The organism is Rodentibacter haemolyticus, from assembly GCF_015356115.1.
GTDB classification, from domain to species: domain Bacteria; phylum Pseudomonadota; class Gammaproteobacteria; order Enterobacterales; family Pasteurellaceae; genus Rodentibacter; species Rodentibacter haemolyticus.
Genome location: NZ_CP063056.1, coordinates 814,281 through 833,308, shown reverse-complemented (window position 1 = coordinate 833,308; position 19,028 = coordinate 814,281). Strand labels below are relative to the sequence as shown.

The 19,028-nt window shown below is 41.5% G+C and carries 13 protein-coding genes, 2 tRNA genes and 1 pseudogene; 10 read left to right on the top strand and 6 right to left on the bottom strand.

Annotated elements, in window-relative coordinates; genetic code table 11:
- Nucleotides 1-155 precede the first annotated feature (155 nt).
- On the top strand, nucleotides 156-911 hold the full coding sequence (locus tag IHV77_RS03970; RefSeq protein ID WP_194812835.1) for a class I SAM-dependent methyltransferase: 756 nt from the start codon (nucleotides 156-158) through the stop codon (nucleotides 909-911).
- Nucleotides 912-1,005: 94 nt separating this feature from the next.
- Here IHV77_RS03970 and IHV77_RS03965 read toward each other — a convergent pair whose 3' ends face one another.
- Together IHV77_RS03965 and rnhA are read right to left on the bottom strand one after the other, a co-directional pair.
- The gene (locus IHV77_RS03965; protein ID WP_194812834.1) at nucleotides 1,006-2,076 is read right to left on the bottom strand and encodes a porin; all 1,071 of its coding nucleotides are present in this window, start codon (nucleotides 2,074-2,076) and stop codon (nucleotides 1,006-1,008) included.
- Between the two features lie 228 nt (nucleotides 2,077-2,304).
- Entirely contained in the window at nucleotides 2,305-2,769 is a 465-nt protein-coding gene (rnhA, locus tag IHV77_RS03960; protein ID WP_194812833.1) for a ribonuclease HI, read from the bottom strand.
- 60 nt (nucleotides 2,770-2,829) lie between these two features.
- On the opposite strand from rnhA, the gene dnaQ reads away from it, so the two are divergent.
- The 4 genes from dnaQ (at nucleotide 2,830) to der (ending at nucleotide 5,560) form a co-directional block, all read left to right on the top strand.
- Complete coding sequence (dnaQ, locus tag IHV77_RS03955; RefSeq protein WP_194812832.1) at nucleotides 2,830-3,600, top strand: DNA polymerase III subunit epsilon; 771 nt, start codon at nucleotides 2,830-2,832, stop codon at nucleotides 3,598-3,600.
- A gap of 76 nt (nucleotides 3,601-3,676) precedes the next feature.
- Nucleotides 3,677-3,753: transfer RNA gene (locus IHV77_RS03950), tRNA-Asp, on the top strand.
- Between the two features lie 62 nt (nucleotides 3,754-3,815).
- Nucleotides 3,816-3,892 (top strand) — tRNA-Asp (locus tag IHV77_RS03945).
- Between the two features lie 147 nt (nucleotides 3,893-4,039).
- Complete coding sequence (der, locus tag IHV77_RS03940) at nucleotides 4,040-5,560, top strand: ribosome biogenesis GTPase Der (RefSeq protein WP_194812831.1); 1,521 nt, start codon at nucleotides 4,040-4,042, stop codon at nucleotides 5,558-5,560.
- 110 nt (nucleotides 5,561-5,670) lie between these two features.
- Here the strand turns inward: der and IHV77_RS11945 are convergent, their stop codons facing one another.
- The 4 genes and pseudogenes from IHV77_RS11945 to upp all read right to left on the bottom strand — a co-directional run bounded on the left by IHV77_RS11945 (nucleotide 5,671) and on the right by upp (nucleotide 8,702).
- Nucleotides 5,671-5,796 (bottom strand): hypothetical protein, encoded by a 126-nt coding sequence (locus IHV77_RS11945; protein WP_269902545.1) that lies wholly within the window; start codon nucleotides 5,794-5,796, stop codon nucleotides 5,671-5,673.
- Entirely contained in the window at nucleotides 5,793-6,488 is a 696-nt protein-coding gene (gene hda, locus IHV77_RS03935) for a DnaA inactivator Hda (protein WP_194812830.1), read from the bottom strand. Before hda ends, IHV77_RS11945 begins: the two co-directional genes overlap by 4 nt.
- Before the next feature lie 249 nt (nucleotides 6,489-6,737).
- Nucleotides 6,738-7,945: pseudogene (locus IHV77_RS03930) on the bottom strand (nucleobase:cation symporter-2 family protein).
- 130 nt (nucleotides 7,946-8,075) lie between these two features.
- Nucleotides 8,076-8,702, bottom strand: a complete 627-nt coding sequence (upp, locus tag IHV77_RS03925; RefSeq protein ID WP_194812829.1) for a uracil phosphoribosyltransferase — start codon at nucleotides 8,700-8,702, stop codon at nucleotides 8,076-8,078.
- 413 nt (nucleotides 8,703-9,115) lie between these two features.
- On the opposite strand from upp, the gene glgB reads away from it, so the two are divergent.
- The 5 genes from glgB to IHV77_RS03900 all read left to right on the top strand — a co-directional run bounded on the left by glgB (nucleotide 9,116) and on the right by IHV77_RS03900 (nucleotide 19,007).
- Nucleotides 9,116-11,335 carry a 1,4-alpha-glucan branching protein GlgB gene (glgB, locus tag IHV77_RS03920; RefSeq protein WP_194812828.1) on the top strand — a complete coding sequence of 740 codons (2,220 nt, stop codon included), beginning with the start codon at nucleotides 9,116-9,118 and terminating at the stop codon, nucleotides 11,333-11,335.
- A gap of 42 nt (nucleotides 11,336-11,377) precedes the next feature.
- Entirely contained in the window at nucleotides 11,378-13,366 is a 1,989-nt protein-coding gene (gene glgX, locus IHV77_RS03915) for a glycogen debranching protein GlgX (protein ID WP_194812827.1), read from the top strand.
- Between the two features lie 22 nt (nucleotides 13,367-13,388).
- On the top strand, nucleotides 13,389-14,684 hold the full coding sequence (glgC, locus tag IHV77_RS03910; protein WP_194813216.1) for a glucose-1-phosphate adenylyltransferase: 1,296 nt from the start codon (nucleotides 13,389-13,391) through the stop codon (nucleotides 14,682-14,684).
- Between the two features lie 158 nt (nucleotides 14,685-14,842).
- Complete coding sequence (gene glgA, locus IHV77_RS03905) at nucleotides 14,843-16,276, top strand: glycogen synthase GlgA (RefSeq protein WP_194812826.1); 1,434 nt, start codon at nucleotides 14,843-14,845, stop codon at nucleotides 16,274-16,276.
- Nucleotides 16,277-16,544: 268 nt separating this feature from the next.
- Nucleotides 16,545-19,007 (top strand): glycogen/starch/alpha-glucan phosphorylase, encoded by a 2,463-nt coding sequence (locus IHV77_RS03900; protein WP_194812825.1) that lies wholly within the window; start codon nucleotides 16,545-16,547, stop codon nucleotides 19,005-19,007.
- Nucleotides 19,008-19,028: the final 21 nt, after the last annotated feature.

Sequence of the window (19,028 nt, the reverse complement as noted above, 5' to 3'; positions counted from 1 at the left end):
AAGGATTGATTTTATAGAAGCTCCCTCTTTTAATAATCATTAATTCTGTTCTAAAAAAGCTTGTGCAGTAAATAACTGTACAGGCTTTTTTATCATTTTAATAAAAATAGTTTTCATCTATAATATAAAACCTAGTAATAAAGTAGGAGATTAAGATGGCAAAGGAAGAAGTCGGACATAATTTTTTAGCACGTTTAGGTAAAACCCGCTTGCGTCCCGGTGGCAAGAAAGCAACGGATTGGTTGATTGCAAGTGGTGATTTCAACAAAGATAAAAAAGTGCTGGAAGTTGCGTGCAATATGGGAACGACAGCAATTGGTTTAGCGAAGCGGTTTGGTTGCCATATTGAAGGAGTGGATCTTGATGAAGAAGCATTGGAAAAAGCACGAGTAAACATTGAAGCAAATGGTATGCGGGATAAGATTCATATTCAACGTGCAAATGCGATGAAACTCCCTTTTAAAGATTGTGCTTTTGATATTGTTATTAACGAAGCAATGCTCACAATGTTGCCTATAGAAGCAAAGAAAAAAGCAATTACGGAATATTTACGTGTATTAAAACCGGGCGGTTTTTTACTTACCCATGATGTGATGTTGGTGGGGAAAGATCATCAAACGATTCTTGACGATATGCGTAAAGCGATTAATGTAACAGTGACGCCATTAACTAAAGATGGTTGGAAGGGAATTTTTCAAGAATGTGGTTTCCGCAATATAGAAACTTTTTCAGGGGAAATGACACTCCTTTCACCACGTGGAATGATTTATGATGAAGGTGTATTTGGCACGTTGAAAATTATTAAAAATGCGATGAAACCGGAAAATCGCAAACAGTTTAAACGTATGTTTAAAACCTTTAATGATCCGAAACGTAAATTGCATTTTATTGCGGTATGTAGTCAAAAATAATTGAAAAAATGACCGCTCTTTTATAGAACAAATATTTAAAAACGAATAAAGGCGAATCTCAAGATCCGCCTTTTTGCTTTTTCTAATTTAACAATTAGAAGTAAACACGCATACCTACACCGATAGCTTTGTCATCTTCTTTGCCATCATAGATGTAGCCACCGTTAGTATTGTCTTTGTAATTCTTAGTACGTACATATTTACCTTCTAAGAATACAACAACTTGTTTATGAAGTTTGTAGTCAGCACCAAGTAAGAAACCATGAGTTTTAAATTTTTTATCTTCGTTACCGTCAGTTTTCACACGTTCGTATAGGTAGTTACCGTATACTGAAGATGTTGGAAGAATTTGGTATTCAAAGCCTGGAGATACGTAGAATTTATTGGTTTTTCCACCATTCTCTTTTTCATAAGCGTAACCGAAATCACCGATTAATTTGAAATCACCAAATGCATAGCTTAATGAAGCGAGGTAACCATCTTTACGGTGAGTTGCAGCTGAACCGGTTTCATAATTAGTATGACCATATGCAACACGTAGGTCATAGTTATCAGCGGCATAGATAGCGCCTATACCAAATGCATTCTTGATACCAGCAGACTTAAGTTCTTTTCCTTTATCATTATGACGTTGACCAAAGTTATAGTTTGCACTTACTTGTAAACCTTCAACACCACGGTAGTCATAACGAATTACACCTGTACCAGAGGTTGGGATATAACCACCTTTTGGAATAAGACCATATTCATAGTCGTTAGTTTGGCTTAAGTCATCAGCAATCGTTACTTGACGACCGAAAGTGATATCACCAGTCGCTTTACTACCTAAACCTACATAAGCTCGTTTCGCATAAAGGCTACCAAATTCATCACGAGATTCTGTATCGTCAAAACGGAATTCTAAGCGACCTAACGCATAGAAGTCATTATCTAAATTATGTTTTACTGTTACACCAAAACGCGAACCGGCGTTGCGTAATGCTGAATTTGATGTTTTTGTTGAATTGCCTGCTGCATCAGTTTTTTTACTGTTAGCTTTTTCCAGAATCAGACGAAGAGAACCGTTTAATTCAACTTTAGTTCCTTCATTTTTATAAACTACTGCTGCGTTTGCTGCTGAAGCGGCAAATGCGCCTACGATTAATGCTGCTAGTGTTTTTTTCATAATTGTTATTCCTTATTGGTGTGGTTTACGACCAAGACTGAACTTTTCATTATTGAAAATGTCAATCGCCTAAAATAAGCACGCGAATCATTGCAAAAAGCGATTTTTCTGTCAATGGAAAACGATTAGTAATTTCCAAATATAAGATCAAGATCACATTTTTTAATTAAATTGGTATAAATTTTAAACAATTCTTTGTTCATAAAATCAGGAAAAAATCAACCGCACTTAATCAGGTTGGTAACCGTTATCTTCAAAAGTCGGATTTTCAGCACCTTTCTTCGCTAATTCATCACAAATCTCATTCTCGCGATGTCCGGCATGCCCTTTTACCCATTTCCACTCGATTTTGTGAGGTTGAATCGCCTTATCTAAGGCGCTCCATAAATCTTGATTTTTCACCGGTTTGCCGGTGCTGGATTTCCAATTGTTTTTCTTCCAATTAAAAATCCATTTTGTAATGCCGTTTTTCATATATTGGCTGTCGCTGGAAAGGATGATGGTGCAGGGTTCTTTTAGGTTTTCAAGCGCTTCAATTACGGCGCGGAGTTCCATTCGATTATTTGTTGTGTTGAAATAACCCTTGGAAATTTGTTTTTCATGTTGTTTGTAACGTAGCAAAATGCCAATGCCTCCCGCGCCCGGGTTGCCGAGGCAAGAGCCATCCGTGAAAATTTCAATCTGTTTTTGCATAATAAAAGCGTTGTTGTGTAAAATACTCGGCATTTTAATGGAAAGAGACAGGCTGAACAAATGATTAATCCGAATCGTCAAATCGTGCTGGATACCGAAACGACAGGTATGAACCAGCTTGGTGCTCATTATGAAGGGCATGGCATTATTGAAATCGGTGCGGTGGAATTAGTGAACCGCCGCTACACGGGAAATAATTTCCACATTTATATTAATCCGAATCGACCGGTAGATCCTGAGGCGATTAAAGTCCATGGAATTACGGATGAAATGTTAGCGGATAAACCGGAATTTAAGGCAATAGCGCAAGAATTTATTGATTATATTAAAGGTGCAGAGCTTTTAATTCATAATGCGCCCTTCGATGTGGGATTTATGGATTATGAGTTTCGTAAACTCGGATTGAATGTTAAGACGGCGGATGTTTGTGTCGTAACGGATACCTTGCAAATGGCTCGTCAAATGTATCCCGGTAAGCGTAATAGTTTGGATGCCCTTTGTGATCGTTTAGGCATTGATAACAGTAAGCGAACTTTGCACGGTGCGTTACTGGATGCGGAGATTTTGGCAGACGTTTATCTTTCGATGACGGGCGGGCAAACCAGTCTATTCGGTGAGGAAGAAGAGGAAAATCACCTTTCCATGATGGCAACACAGGAAAATTCTTCCGAATTTGAACAAAGTGCGGTGCTTTTCTCCAATAATTTAAATGTCATTCAGCCCAGTGAGGAAGAAACGCAAGCGCATTTAGAATTATTGAAAATGATCAATAAAAAAAGCGATGGGAAATGCCTGTGGGATTTACGCATAAATGATGAAACCGCACATTAAATAAACAGCCGTTTAAGAAATCGAAAAAAAAGATTGACGAGATAACGGCTGATCATTATGATACGCACCACTTAGCGGAGTGGTAGTTCAGCTGGTTAGAATACCTGCCTGTCACGCAGGGGGTCGCGGGTTCGAGTCCCGTCCATTCCGCCAATTTTAAATTGATTCCTCCTTGTTGGTGTTTTTGCGAAAGCAATAACCACAATATAAGCTGCGGAGTGGTAGTTCAGCTGGTTAGAATACCTGCCTGTCACGCAGGGGGTCGCGGGTTCGAGTCCCGTCCATTCCGCCAATTCTTTCGAGAATAAAAATAGCACCTAAAAGGTGCTTTTTTTATGTTTATAATTCCCTTTTTGTTTACCTATTCTTAAATCGCTTTTTACCAAAAGAGCAACTTCCGCTATAATGACGCCCATTTTGACAAGATAAGAGATTTTTTATGGCAATTCCTGTTGTAGCCCTCGTGGGGCGTCCGAATGTGGGAAAATCCACATTATTCAATCGGTTAACTCGAACACGCGATGCTTTAGTGGCGGATTTTCCGGGGTTAACGCGCGATCGCAAATATGGTCATGCACACATTGTAGGACATGAATTTATCGTCATTGATACCGGTGGTATTGATGGCACGGAAGAAGGCGTGGAAGAAAAAATGGCGGAGCAATCTTTGCTTGCCATTGAAGAGGCCGATATTGTGCTTTTCCTCGTGGATGCTCGTGCGGGGTTAACCTCGGCGGATATTGGCATTGCAAATTATTTACGTCAACGTCAGAACAAAACTACCGTTTTGGTGGCGAATAAGACAGACGGTATTGATGCGGATTCTCACTGTGCCGAATTTTATCAATTGGGTTTAGGGGAGATAGCACAAATCGCCGCTTCACAAGGCAGAGGCGTAACTCAATTAATGGAATATGTACTGGCACCATTTGCAGAACAACTAGAAAAGAAAAACACTGAAGAAACCGACCGCACTTTTGATGAAGAACAAGACGAATGGGAACAAGAATTTGATTTTGATTCGGAAGAAGATACGGCATTGCTTGATGAAGCGCTTGAAGAGGAAAACCAAGAAGAGCAAGGTAAAAATATCAAAATTGCCATTGTCGGTCGTCCGAATGTAGGAAAATCAACATTAACAAATCGTATTTTAGGTGAAGATCGTGTGGTGGTTTACGATATGCCGGGAACGACACGTGATAGTATTTATATTCCGATGGAGCGTGATGACCAGCATTATACCTTGATTGACACAGCCGGTGTGCGTAAGCGTGGAAAAGTTCACCTTGCGGTGGAAAAATTTTCGGTGATCAAAACCTTACAAGCGATTCAAGATGCCAATGTGGTATTGCTCACCATTGATGCGAGAGAAAATATTTCAGATCAAGATTTATCTTTACTCGGCTTTATTTTGAATGCGGGACGTTCTCTTGTTATTGTGGTGAATAAGTGGGATGGTCTTGATCAAGACGTGAGAGATCGTGTGAAATCTGAGCTTGATCGCCGTTTAGATTTTATTGATTTTGCACGTGTGCATTTTATTTCCGCTTTACACGGCAGCGGTGTGGGGAATTTATTTGATTCCATTAAAGAAGCCTATGCCTGCGCTACGCAAAAAATGACAACTTCTATACTCACACGTATCTTGCAAATGGCAACGGATGAACATCAACCGCCGATGATAGGTGGTCGCCGTATTAAATTAAAATACGCCCATCCGGGTGGTTACAATCCGCCGATTATTGTGGTGCACGGTAACCAAATGGAAAAATTGCCGGATTCATATAAACGTTATTTATCCAATTATTATCGTAAGAGTTTAAAAATTATCGGATCACCGATTCGTTTGATTTTCCAAGAGGGATCAAACCCATTTGCCGGACGTAAAAATAAACTCACACCAAACCAGTTGCGTAAGCGTAAACGTTTGATGAAGTTTATTAAGAAAGCGAAACGATAAATCTTGAAAGATAAAAGTGCAGTATTATGTAGCATTTGCACAAATCATCGTAGGGTGCATTAGGTTGAGCCGCAATGCACCAATAGAGGGATTAATGATGAAATGGCACGTTACGCAAAGCTTAACGCTCCCTGCCCCGATAAATATTGGATATAAACCTCTCTTTGTGCGACTGCTACACAATATCGTAATACCGTAAAAGTGCGGTTAAATTTGACCGCACTTTTTGTTTTCATAGCCCCAATGTTTCTTTCACAAAAGGAATAGTGAGATTACGTTGTGCTTGTAGTGAAGCTTTATCAAGTTTTTCAAGGGTTTGTAATAAGGTGTGGGTGTCGCGATCCAAACGCTTTAGTAAGAATTGTGCTGTTTCACCGGGTAATTCAATGCCGCGTTGGCGGGCATTTTTTTGGAGTACCTCTAATTTTTGCACATCGGTTAAAGGGGCGAGTTGATAAATTTCTCCCCATTTTAGACGGGATGCCAAATCGGGTAGTTGTACTCTGAGGGCGGAAGGTGAAATATCCGCACTGATTAAGAGTAACGTTTTTCCTTCGGACTTGATTCGATTGAATAAATCGAAAACCGCCATTTCCCATTCGGGATCACCCATTACGGTATGGAGATCGTCCAAACAGACAAGTTCTTGCTGTTCCAGATTTTCTAGCACGGCAGGGGAAAAATAGCGGGATTTTGTCAATGGAACATAAATAGCGGCACGTTGTTCGGTTAAATATTGATTGTTGAAAGCGCGCAGTAAATGGCTTTTGCCACATCCTTTTCCTCCCCAAATATAGAAGAACGGTTGCAGAATCTGTTGCGTATTTTTGCGTAGCGAATCCAGCAACAACAAATTGTTGTCGGCATAAAAATTCTCAAATGTGTGTTCATCAATTTGATGAATAGGCAAAGGTAACTGCTGGTTCAAAGTGATATAACGCTAATTAATTTAAGGAAGAAAAGGGCTATTTTTAGTTCTTAAAGCGATATTATGTATCAGTTGAACAAAGAGAATAATGTTATATCCGATATTGGTTTGGGTAGGGTGCGTTGAGCTTTGCGTAACGCACCGTTTCATTATTAGACCTTGTTAATTGGTGCGTTACGGCTTCGCCTAACGACACCTTACAAATGATTATTTGTGCAAGTGCTACATAATACTGTCTTAAAGCTGCGATCATTCTACTTCATTTTTGGCTTTTGGCAAAATTAGGTTCAATACGATTGCCACGATGGCGCAAAGGCTAATGCCTTTTAATGATACGGCATCACCGACATTTACAAACATATTGCCGATACCAAAGGTCATCACTACTGAAATAATACAGAGATTACGTGGTTCGGTTACATCTACTCCAGCATCATAATGCCACCCATTACGATAGTCGGAATGGTGGAAAGGAATGCGCCGACTTTTCCGCAAAAAGAGATCGCAATTGCCCAGATTGCCGCCCAAGTCATAATATTCGGATTAAAGTTACGTGTCAGCATAACCGCACCGGTTACTTCCGCATAAGTGGTGTTTGGTGGGCCGCCGACTAATGATGCGGCGGCAGTTGCAACGCCATCGCCTAATAAGGTACGGTGTAAACCCGGTTTTTTTAGAAAGTCTTTTCCGGTTACGGAGCTAATCGCCATAATGCCGCCTACATGTTCTACGGCAGGCGCAATGGCGATCGGTAGCATATAAAGAATGGCTTCAAGGTTAAATTCCGGTTTTGTTAGTTTTGGCAGTTCAAACCAAGGAGCGTCAATGACGGGTTGGAAATTGATAAGACCAAGGAATAAGCAAAGGACGTAACCTGCCGTGATACCGAACATAATCGGGATTAATTTCATTAAACCTTTGGCAAATACGGCGATAGCCAGTGTAACGGCAAGGGTTACCATAGAGACAAGTACGGCATCATTGTAGGCATAGGCGCTGTCTTTACCCAATGCCATATTAACGGCGACCGGCGCAAGTCCCATACCGATAATGATGATTACAGGCCCTACGACAACCGGAGGAAAAATACGTTCAAGCGCTTGGCTACCACGGAGTTTAACCAAGGCGGAAAGGGCGAAGTAAACCAAACCGGCACAGGCAAGTCCTCCCATTGTGGTTGGAATCCCCCAAGTTTGTACGCCGTATTGGATCGGAGCAATAAAGGCGAAGGAGGAAGCGAGGAAAATAGGGACTTGTTTACCGGTACATAGTTGGAATAACAGGGTGCCGATACCGGCTGTAAGAAGCGCGGTGTTTGAATCTAATCCTGTGATAAGCGGTACCAGTACAAGTGCGCCGAAGGCAACGAATAACATTTGCAAGCCGACGAAAGATTGTTTGGCAATACTTTGCATTTTTTCCGGTTGAGCGGATGCGGTTTGATTTTGATGGGTCATTTAGTTTCAACTCTCTGTTTGAATTAACTTTAAAGTGCGGTCGATTTTACAAGGATTTTGTAAATCTATAGTGAATAAAACCTTCCGCCGAAAAAAGACGGCTTAAAGCCGCCTTTATATTTTTTTAATCTTATTTCGTTCCGAAAATTTTATCGCCGGCATCGCCTAAACCCGGGATAATGTAGCCCTGTTCATTTAAGTGATCATCGATTGAGGCGCAATAAAGTTCAATATCAGGATGAGCGGCTTCTAATGCTTTGATGCCTTCCGGTGCAGCCACTAACACCAACACTTTAATATGATTGCAGCCTTTTGCTTTTAATAAATCAAGGGTTGCGATCATCGACCCGCCGGTTGCCAACATCGGGTCAACCACAATAGCAAGACGCTCGTCTAAATCACTGGCTAATTTTTGGAAATAAGGAACCGGCTCAAGGGTTTCTTCATTACGATAGATGCCGACAACACTGATGCGTGCGCTTGGAACGTGTTCTAATACACCGTCCATCATACCTAGACCGGCACGTAAAATCGGCACTACGGTGATTTTTTTACCTTTAATGCGATCCACTTCAACCGGACCGTTCCAACCATCAATAATGACTTTCTCTGTTTCTAGACCGGCAGTTGCTTCATAAGTTAGTAAGCTACCGATTTCCGTCGCCAGTTCACGGAATTTTTTAGTGTCGATTTCTGCTTCGCGCATTACGCCTAATTTGTGCTTAACGAGCGGGTGTTTTACTTCAACAAGTTTCATGATGTGTCCCCTTAGACGGCTTGTGAAAATTAATATGGGTGGTAAAAACAAAATTGCGGAATTTTAAATCAGAAAAATTGAAAACTCTAGAGGCATATATAAAAAAAGAGATAAATTTTGATTTTTTACACCTAAAAAGTATTAAAAAACAATGAAATTGAGAACAAAACGGGTGAAAGTCTCTCATTCAAGAAATTAAATTTTGACGGAGATCACTAATTTAAATAAAAGTCATTGTTTTTATTGTGAGCAGGGCTAGAATGAATTTAACCTCTTTTGAACTGTTTTACGAAAATAGCATTTCTATTGAGAAAATATAAGCAAAGTATGGCAATGTGAATTTATTTAGGCCATACGCGCTACAACACTTCTTTTCGATGATTAATGAGCCCGCAAAGCGTAAGGATTAACTTATGACAACCGTACTTACACAATCAATCATTGATAGCTTCTTTAATGCAGAAAATGCGGATCCTTTTGCAACATTGGGAATGCATGAAACCGAAAAAGGTATTGAAGTTCGTGCCCTGCTACCCGATGCCGACCGTGTTTTTGTCATTGATAAAGAATCCGCCGATTCCCTTGTAGAGCTTGAGCGTTTAGACGACCGAGGTTTCTTCGCCGGCATTATCCCGAACTGCCGCCAATTTTTTGCTTACCAGTTACAAGTATGTTGGGGCAATGAAGCTCAGATTATTGAAGATCCATATCGTTTTCACCTGATGATTAATGAGTTGGACCAATGGTTTCTCTCGGAGGGAACAATGCTCCGCCCTTATGAAGTCTTGGGGGCGCATTTTATGGAATGCGACGGCGTGAGCGGAGTAAATTTTCGTCTGTGGGCGCCGAATGCAAGGCGGGTTTCCGTTGTGGGAGATTTCAACTATTGGGACGGTCGCCGTCACCCGATGCGATTTCATCCGCAAACGGGTGTATGGGAATTGTTCCTACCGAAAGCACGTCTTGGACAGCTTTATAAGTTTGAATTGATTGATTATTACGGCAATTTACGTCTGAAAGCCGATCCTTATGCCTTTAGTTCTCAACTTCGCCCTGATACCGCCTCAGAAATCAGTGCGTTACCTAATGTGGTGGAAATGACGGAAGCCCGCCGCAAAGCGAATCAATCTAATCAACCGATTTCTATTTATGAAGTGCATTTAGGTTCTTGGCGGTGTAATTTGGAAAATAATTACTGGCTTAATTATGATCAAATTGCCGATGAATTGCTCCCTTATGTGAAAGAAATGGGCTTTACGCATATTGAATTTTTGCCGATTTCCGAATTTCCTTATGATGGTTCGTGGGGCTATCAAACCTTGGGACTTTATTCTCCTACCAGCCGTTTCGGTTCGCCGGAAAGTTTTCGCAGATTGGTGAAACGGGCTCACGAAGCAGGGATAAATGTGATTTTAGACTGGGTTCCGGGGCATTTCCCAAGTGATACCCACGGGCTTTCCGCCTTTGACGGCACCGCATTGTATGAATATGCCGATCCGCGCGAAGGGTATCATCAAGACTGGAATACGCTAATTTACAACTATGGTCGCCACGAAGTGCGCAATTTCCTTTCCAGTAGCGCGCTTTATTGGCTTGAACGTTTTGGTGTCGATGGAGTTCGGGTTGATGCGGTGGCGTCAATGCTCTATCGGGATTACAGCCGTGCCGAAGGCGAATGGATCCCGAATCAATATGGCGGACGTGAAAACCTTGAAGCCATTGAATTTTTAAAACATACCAATCGGAAAATTCAAGATGAAATGCCGGGGGCGATTTCTATTGCGGAAGAATCCACTTCCTTTGCCGGCGTAACACATCCTACGGAAAAAGGCGGTTTAGGCTTTAATTTCAAATGGAATATGGGCTGGATGAACGATACTCTCGATTATATGAGACTTGATCCGATTTACCGCCAATATCATCACAACAAAATGACTTTCGGAATGATGTATCAATACAGCGAAAACTTCGTTTTACCGCTTTCCCACGATGAAGTAGTACACGGAAAGGGCTCGCTTCTCGACAAAATGCCGGGAGATACATGGCAAAAATTTGCCAATTTGCGCGCTTATTACGGTTATATGTGGGGGTATCCGGGCAAAAAATTACTCTTTATGGGCAATGAATTTGCTCAAGGCAGAGAATGGAATTATAAAGAAAGCCTTGATTGGTTTTTGCTTGACGAAAATATCGGTGGTAGTTGGCACAAAGGCGTGTTGAAATTAGTAAAAGACCTTAACCGGATTTATCGCCAAAATCGACCGCTCTTTGAACTTGACAATGCGCCGGAAGGCTTTGATTGGCTGGTTGTCGATGATGCGGCAAACTCTGTTTTTGCATTTGAACGTAGAAGTAACCCGGATGAAAAGGGTGGTTGTGAACGTATTATCGTGATTAGTAATTTCACCCCGGTGCCTCGCCACGATTATCGTATCGGAGTGAATGCGGCGGGTGAATACGAAGAAATTTTGAATACCGATTCGATGTATTATCAAGGGGCTAACATTGGTAATTTTGGCGGAGTACGAAGTGAAGCTATTGAAAGCCGAGGAAAAGAGAACTCAATTTTAGTTTCCATTCCTCCGTTGGCAACCGTTTATTTGAAATTGAAATCGGAATCATCCACTGGTTAGCCCTTTTTTTAAGTCGGAAAGGAAGCAAGCAAAGAGACAATTATGTTTAGGATCCACAACCAAGGTATGCCAACGCCTTATGGCTATTCACAACAAATTGAAAACGGTGAGCAAATTACCAATTTCGCCTTATTTTCTGAAGCGGCAAATAACGTTGAGCTTTGTTTGTTTGATCAGGGAATTGAAACCCGTTTTCCTATGGTTTGCTCGGAAAATATATGGCATTTGGCGGTAACCGGTGTGCAGGTCGGCACAGAGTATGGTTTTCGCATTCACGGGGAATTTGCTAATCCGCAAAAATTAATGCTTGATCCTTACGCGAAGGCGATCAGCGGCAAACCGGATTTAAGCAGCAAAGAAAATAGGGCATGGTTTTTGCTGAGTGATGATCGTGATAACGCCCATCTTGCCCCAAGAGCGGTCATTATTGCGGAAGATTTTGATTGGCACGGCGATGTTACTTTAAATACGCCTTGGGCGCAAACGATTGTTTATGAGTTGCATGTTAAGGGATTTAGCCGACTGAACGAAAAAATCCCCGCGGCATTACGTGGTACTTATGCAGGGTTGGCACATCCTGTCAATCTTGCCTATTTAAAAGAATTGGGTGTCACGGCGGTGGAATTATTACCGGTGAATCTTTTTCTCGATGAACCGCATTTGCAAGAACGGAATTTGCAGAACTATTGGGGATATAATCCGCTGGCGATGTTTGCTATTGAGCCCAAATATGCTGCCACAGCCAATCCGCTTACCGAATTTAAAGCAATGGTGAAAGCGCTTCATCAGGCAGGCATTGAAGTGATTTTGGATGTGGTATTTAACCATTCGGCGGAATCGGAGCAACATTTCCCAACTTTTTGTCAGCGTGGCATTGATGATAAAACCTATTATTGGCGCAATGATAACTCTCATTACATCAACGGCACCGGCTGCGGCAATATGTTGAATCTTTCCTCTGAAGTGGGGCGAAAATGGGTGGTGGATTGCTTACGTTATTGGGTAGAACAATGCCACGTCGATGGTTTCCGTTTCGATTTGGCAACGGTGCTTGGGCGTGATAAACCGGATTTTAACAGACAGGCTCAACTCTTTGCGGATATTGCCAATGAGCCAAGTTTGCAATCGGTGAAGTTGATTGTCGAGCCTTGGGATATCGGATATTACGGCTATCAAGTGGGAAATTTCCCAAGTTATTTTACTGAATGGAATGATCGTTTCCGTGATGACCTCTGCCGTTTTTGGTTGTGGAAAAGCGGAGAGTTGGGCACATTTGCAGAACGCTTTGCCGGGTCAAGCGATTTATTTAAAAAGAATAACCGCTTGCCACATTGCTCGCTCAATTTTATTACCGCCCACGATGGTTTTACGCTCAAGGATTTAGTGAGCTATAACGAAAAACATAACAAAGCGAACGGAGAGCAAAATCGAGACGGGCGTAACGAAAATTACAGTTATAACCACGGTATCGAGGGATCAACGGGAACTCTGCCCGAACCGCAAAAAAGTGCGGTTGAAAATGACCGCACTTTTGCACAAAGCGGCTTACTGATGAGTTTATTACTTGCCAACGGTACGCCGATGTTATTGGCAGGCGATGAATTCGGGAATACTCAATATGGTAATAATAATGCCTATTGCCAAGACAACGAAATAAGTTGGTTGAAATGGGCTGATTTTAATCAAGCATTATTTGAGCTGACCAAACAAACAATTCAGGCTCGTAAACACATTCAAAGTTTGCAAAAAGATGTTTGGTGGTCTAATGAAAATGTCGCTTGGTTGAATACACAAGGGAAAAAGATGCGGCAAGAGGATTGGCATAATTTTGAAGTCAGGGCATTGCAAATTTTATTAGATGAAAAATGGCTTCTGCTAATTAATGCGAAAAAAGAATCTCAGACTTTCATATTGCCTAGTGATGTTGTCAGACGATGGAAAGCCTTTATAGGAACAGCAAACTTAAGGTTCATTCAGCCACAGGAAGTATTCGTAAGCGGTATGGCATTTTGTTTGTTGTATGGTGGATGACTCAATACAAACGGAGTTTATGATGAAAAGCCCTAACAAATATGCTCTTTTGAAAGATACTTTGGTTCTTATTTTAGCGGGAGGACGTGGCTCACGGCTTCACGAGTTAACAGATAAACGCGCCAAACCTGCACTTTATTTTGGGGGAAACCGCCGTATTATTGATTTTGCGCTTTCTAATTGTATCAATTCAGGCTTAAATCGTATCGGTGTCGTTACTCAATATGCGGCTCATTCTTTATTACGTCATTTGCAAACCGGTTGGTCATTCTTACCGCAAGAGCGAGGGGAATTTGTGGATATGTTACCAGCTCGTCAACAAATTGACGATTCCACTTGGTATCGCGGCACAGCGGATGCGGTGTATCAGAATATGGCGATTATTCGAGATCACTATTGCCCGAAATATATTTTAATTTTGGCAGGGGATCATATTTACAAACAAGATTACAGCATAATGTTGATGGATCACGTCGCCAGTGGCGCAAAATGTACGGTAGGCTGTATTGAAGTGCCTCGTAGCGAAGCGCACGAATTCGGCGTGATGGCGGTGAATGAAAACTTAAAAGTGAAAGCCTTCGTGGAAAAACCGAAAGATCCGCCGGCGATGGTCGGTAAACCTGATGTATCCCTCGCTTCAATGGGAATTTACGTGTTTAATGCGGATTATCTTTATAGTATGCTCGAGCGTGAAGTAAATACCCCTCAAACCAGTCATGATTTCGGTAAAGATGTGTTACCGAAATGCTTAGAAGAAGAAACCCTTTATGCACATCCGTTCAGTCGTTCTTGTATGGGGCGCAATACGGAAGGGGAAATCTATTGGCGTGATGTCGGAACCCTTGATAGTTTTTGGCAATCCAATATTGATTTGGTTTCTGAAGAACCGCAGCTTGATATTTACGATCAAAATTGGCCGATTCGCGGTAATCCGATTCAAGCTTACCCGTCCAAATTCTTCTATAAACATTCCAATATTCACCCGGTAGATAACTCGCTTATCGGTGGCGGATGTGTGATTACGGATGCTTCGATTAGTAATTCCGTCTTGTTCGACCGTATTAAAATTGATGCGTTTTCTAAAGTGGATCACTGTGTGGTATTACCGGAAGTGGTGATTGGTAAAGATTGTGTGTTAAGAAACTGTATTATTGATCGCCGTTGTGTTATTCCTGACGGAATGCAGATCGGTGTGAATATTGAAGAAGATAGAAAACGCTTCCGTATTAGCTCAACAGGCAAAGTTATTCTTGTTACGCCAAAAATGTTGAAAAAATTGGATGGGGAAGAAATCAAATTTGAAGAACATTTGGATTAATAAGGTTTAAAAACGTTTATTCACGCACGCAAAGTGCGGTTGAATTTTCAAAAATTTTTTCAACCGAAAAAATATTGGCGTGCGTGGATTTTTATCCATTTTGGCTTCATTCACTATGAGTTCGAGTTTTCTGCAGATAAATGAAGGAATTATAAAAAATGAAAGTATTACACGTTTGTTCGGAACTTTATCCGCTGCTAAAAACAGGCGGGCTTGCCGATGTGATTGGTGCATTGCCTTTTGCTCAAAAAGCGATTGGAATGGATACCCGTATTCTGTTGCCGGCTTATCCTGCGATTTCCAGCGGAATTAATGACACCCACATTGTCGCAGAATTTGATAATTTCGCCGGACACATCGTATTACGTTACGGTGAATATAAGGGGGTGGGCATTTATTTGATTGATGCGCCGCATTTATACGCACGTGAGGGGAATCCTTATCACGATGAGAATTATCAGGATTATGCCGATAACTATAAGCGTTTTGCCTTATTAGGTTGGGTGGGGGCAGAACTCTCAACAGGGCTTGATACTTGGTGGCGCGCTGAAATTATTCACGCCCATGATTGGCATGCAGGGCTTGCTTGCGCTTATTTATTTAACAAAGGTAAACCGGCAAAATCCGTCTTCACCATTCATAATTTGGCTTATCAGGGGCAATTTAATCATTGGCATTTGTCTGAAATTTGCTTGCCGGAAGGAATGTTTAATGTTAACGGATTGGAATTGTTCGGACAAATTTCCTATCTCAAAGCCGGATTGTATTATTCCGATGTCGTAACGGCGGTAAGCCCGACTTATGCACAAGAAATTACCACGGAAGTGTTTGCTTACGGCCTTCAAGGATTACTCTACGGATTGCGTGAACAAGGAAAACTGGTCGGCATTCTAAATGGTGTTGACGAAAAGATCTGGCACCCAAGTTGTGACGGTTATATTAAGCATCATTACAAACAAAAATCGATGGCGGGTAAAAAGAAAAACAAAGCGGAACTACAAGCCTATTTCAATTTGCCGCAAGAAGAGGGCGCTTTAACTTTTGTGATGATAACCCGTCTTACCGAACAAAAAGGGGTGGATTTATTAATTGAAAGTGCTGATGAAATTGTAGAACAAGGCGGGCAGCTAATGATTCTCGGTGCGGGAGCTCCGCATTTGGAAGAGGGGATTCGTCAGCTTGCGGAAAGTTATCCGCAAAATGTTGCGGTGAAGATCGGTTATGACGAAGCCCTTTCGCATTTAATGATCGCAGGCGGTGATGTGATTTTGGTTCCGAGTCGTTTTGAACCTTGCGGTTTAACCCAACTCTACGGACTACAATACGGTACGTTACCACTCGTGCGTAAAACCGGTGGTTTGGCGGATACTGTCGTTGATAGCACCGCTGAAACCCTAAAAGAGCGGTCGGCAACGGGCTTTGTTTTTCAACGGGCGGAAGCTCAAGATTTACGCCTAGCGATTCAACGGGCTTTCTCTTTATGGCAAAAGCCAAAAGTTTGGTCAACGGTACGCATAAACGCAATGAATCAAGATTTTACTTGGCGTAATGTCGCAGAACGCTATTTAGCCTTGTATCGGAATTTACTATGATGTTTGTTCTACACCGCTTTGAAAATATTTTTTAAAGCGGTGTAATTTTAATTGTTTTTTGTTTAATTAAGATTAAAATTCACGCGTTTTTTGTGGGATAGTCTTCATCGTCAATCAACAAGAATGTTTGAAAAATAAACATAACTTGTTCTCTGATAATTTGTGTTTTACACATTGCTTGAATTTCATGGTTAAATGGAATTTAAGATCACCTGATTATCCCTCCGACTTCTCATTATTTTTCCTTTTAAAACCGAGGGTTATCACCATGATAATGGATAATTTTGATTCTCCTTTTCTTTATAATCGTCCCGAGTTAGATGTTCAGGCATTAAAGAAATCAATTGTCTATAAACTGATTTTTTCTATCGGGCGTTCGCCCCGTGAAGCAAGCCAACGGGATTGGCTGAATGCCACATTATATGCGGTACGGGATCTTGTGACGGAGGGATGGATTACTACCGCCCGTCAAGCGAGAGCTGATGATGTTCGCCGTGTTTATTATCTCTCGATGGAATTTTTGATTGGGCGAACACTGTCTAATGCACTGATTGCCGAAGATGTATATAGCCTAACGAAAGAGGCTTTAAATGAACTGAATGTCGATTTAGAAGAGATTCTTGCCAAAGAAGTTGACCCGGGGTTAGGTAATGGTGGTTTAGGTCGTTTGGCTGCCTGCTTTATGGATTCGATCGCAACATTGCGTTTACCCGGTGTGGGATACGGTATTCGTTATGAGTACGGAATGTTTCGTCAGAAAATTGAAAATGGTCAGCAAGTGGAACACCCCGATGACTGGCTTGATAAAGGTGCGCCTTGGGAGTTTATTCGTCCCTCTAAACGTTTTAAAATTTTCTTTGGCGGAACGATACATTTTGAAGGTAAGAAATTTGTTTGGAATCCTGAAGAGAAAGTGACCGCACTTGCTTATGATCAGATGATCCCGGGTTATAAAAATAATTCTGCGGCAACTTTACGTTTATGGGCGGCACATGCGGAGGAAACCTTCAATTTGGCGGATTTTAACCGAGGTGAACATTTAGCCGCTTTGCAAAATCGTTCTTCCGGCAAAAATTTATCTCGTGTACTCTACCCTGATGATTCCACTTGGAACGGACGAGAGTTGCGTTTGCGTCAAGAGTATTTTTTGGTTTCGGCTTCACTTCAAGATATTATCCGCCATCATAAACGCACTCATAATAGTCTTGAGAATCTTGCCGATAAAGTCGCAATCCACTTAAATGACACCCATCCGGCGTTGGCGATTCCCGAATTAATGCGAATTTTGGTTGATGAGGAAGGATTTGAATGGAAAAAAGCATGGGATATGACTTGCCGCATTTTCTCTTATACTTGTCATACGTTGATGTCGGAAGCCTTAGAAACTTGGCCTGTGGAAATGATGGCGAAAGTGTTGCCGCGCCACTTACAGATGATTTTCGACATTAACGATCATTTCTTGGAATATGTGCGTACCTATATCACGACAGATAATGATTTCATTCGCCGGGTTTCTTTGATTGAAGAAGGCTATCAACGCAAAGTGCGTATGGGATGGCTATCCGTGATTGGTTCTCATAAAATCAATGGCGTGGCGGCAATTCATTCCGATTTGATGGTAACTTCCACCTTTGCTGATTTTGCACGTATTTATCCTGAGCGTTTCACAAATGTGACAAACGGTATTACGCCTCGCCGTTGGTTGGCGGTGGCAAACCCTGAATTAGCCGCACTTTTTGATACCTATATCGGCAATGAATGGCGTTATGATTTAAGCCGAATCAAAAAATTAGAAAGCGTAGCGAATGATAAAACATTCAAAGAGGCGATTGCTGATATTAAGTATTCAAATAAAGTAAAACTTGCCGATTATGTGAAACGTGAGCTTGGCATTGAGCTTGATCCGAACGCCTTGTTTGATGTGCAGGTAAAACGCATTCACGAGTACAAACGGCAAATATTGAACGTGTTGCATATTATCGCACGCTACAATGCGATGCTTGCCGAGCCTGAAAAAGATTGGCAAGCACGAGTCTTTATTTTGGCGGGAAAAGCGGCTTCCGCTTACTATGCTGCGAAACAAACAATTCATCTTATCAACGATGTAGCGCATATCATCAACAATGATGAACGTTTGAAAGGGCGTTTGAAAGTGGTATTTATCCCGAATTATAGTGTGAGTTTGGCTCAATTGATTATTCCGGCGGCAGATATTTCAGAACAAATCTCCCTTGCCGGCACAGAAGCCTCCGGTACCAGTAATATGAAATTCGCCCTTAACGGCGCATTAACATTGGGAACTTTGGACGGTGCGAATGTAGAAATTTTGGAAAATGTGGGGGAAGATCATATTTTCATTTTTGGTAATACGGTAGAACAAGTGGAACAACTCCGCCGTGAAGGGTATCACCCATTTGATTATTACCAAAACGATGCCGAACTACGCACTGTGGTTGATCAAATTACATCAGGGGTTTTCTCTCCGGAAGAACCGCAACGTTATTTATCTTTGTTACAAGGATTGCAATATCACGATTACTATCAAGCTTTTGCCGATTTTCGCAGTTATGTGGAAGCACAAAAAACGGTGGATGAGAAATACAAACAGCGTGATCAATGGATTGAAAGCACAATTCAAAATATCATCAATATGGGATTTTTCTCATCGGATAGAACGATTTTGGAATATGCGAAGAATATTTGGAAAGTAGAGCCGATCAAAATCGATTAACGTAAAAAATCCCCGAAAGGG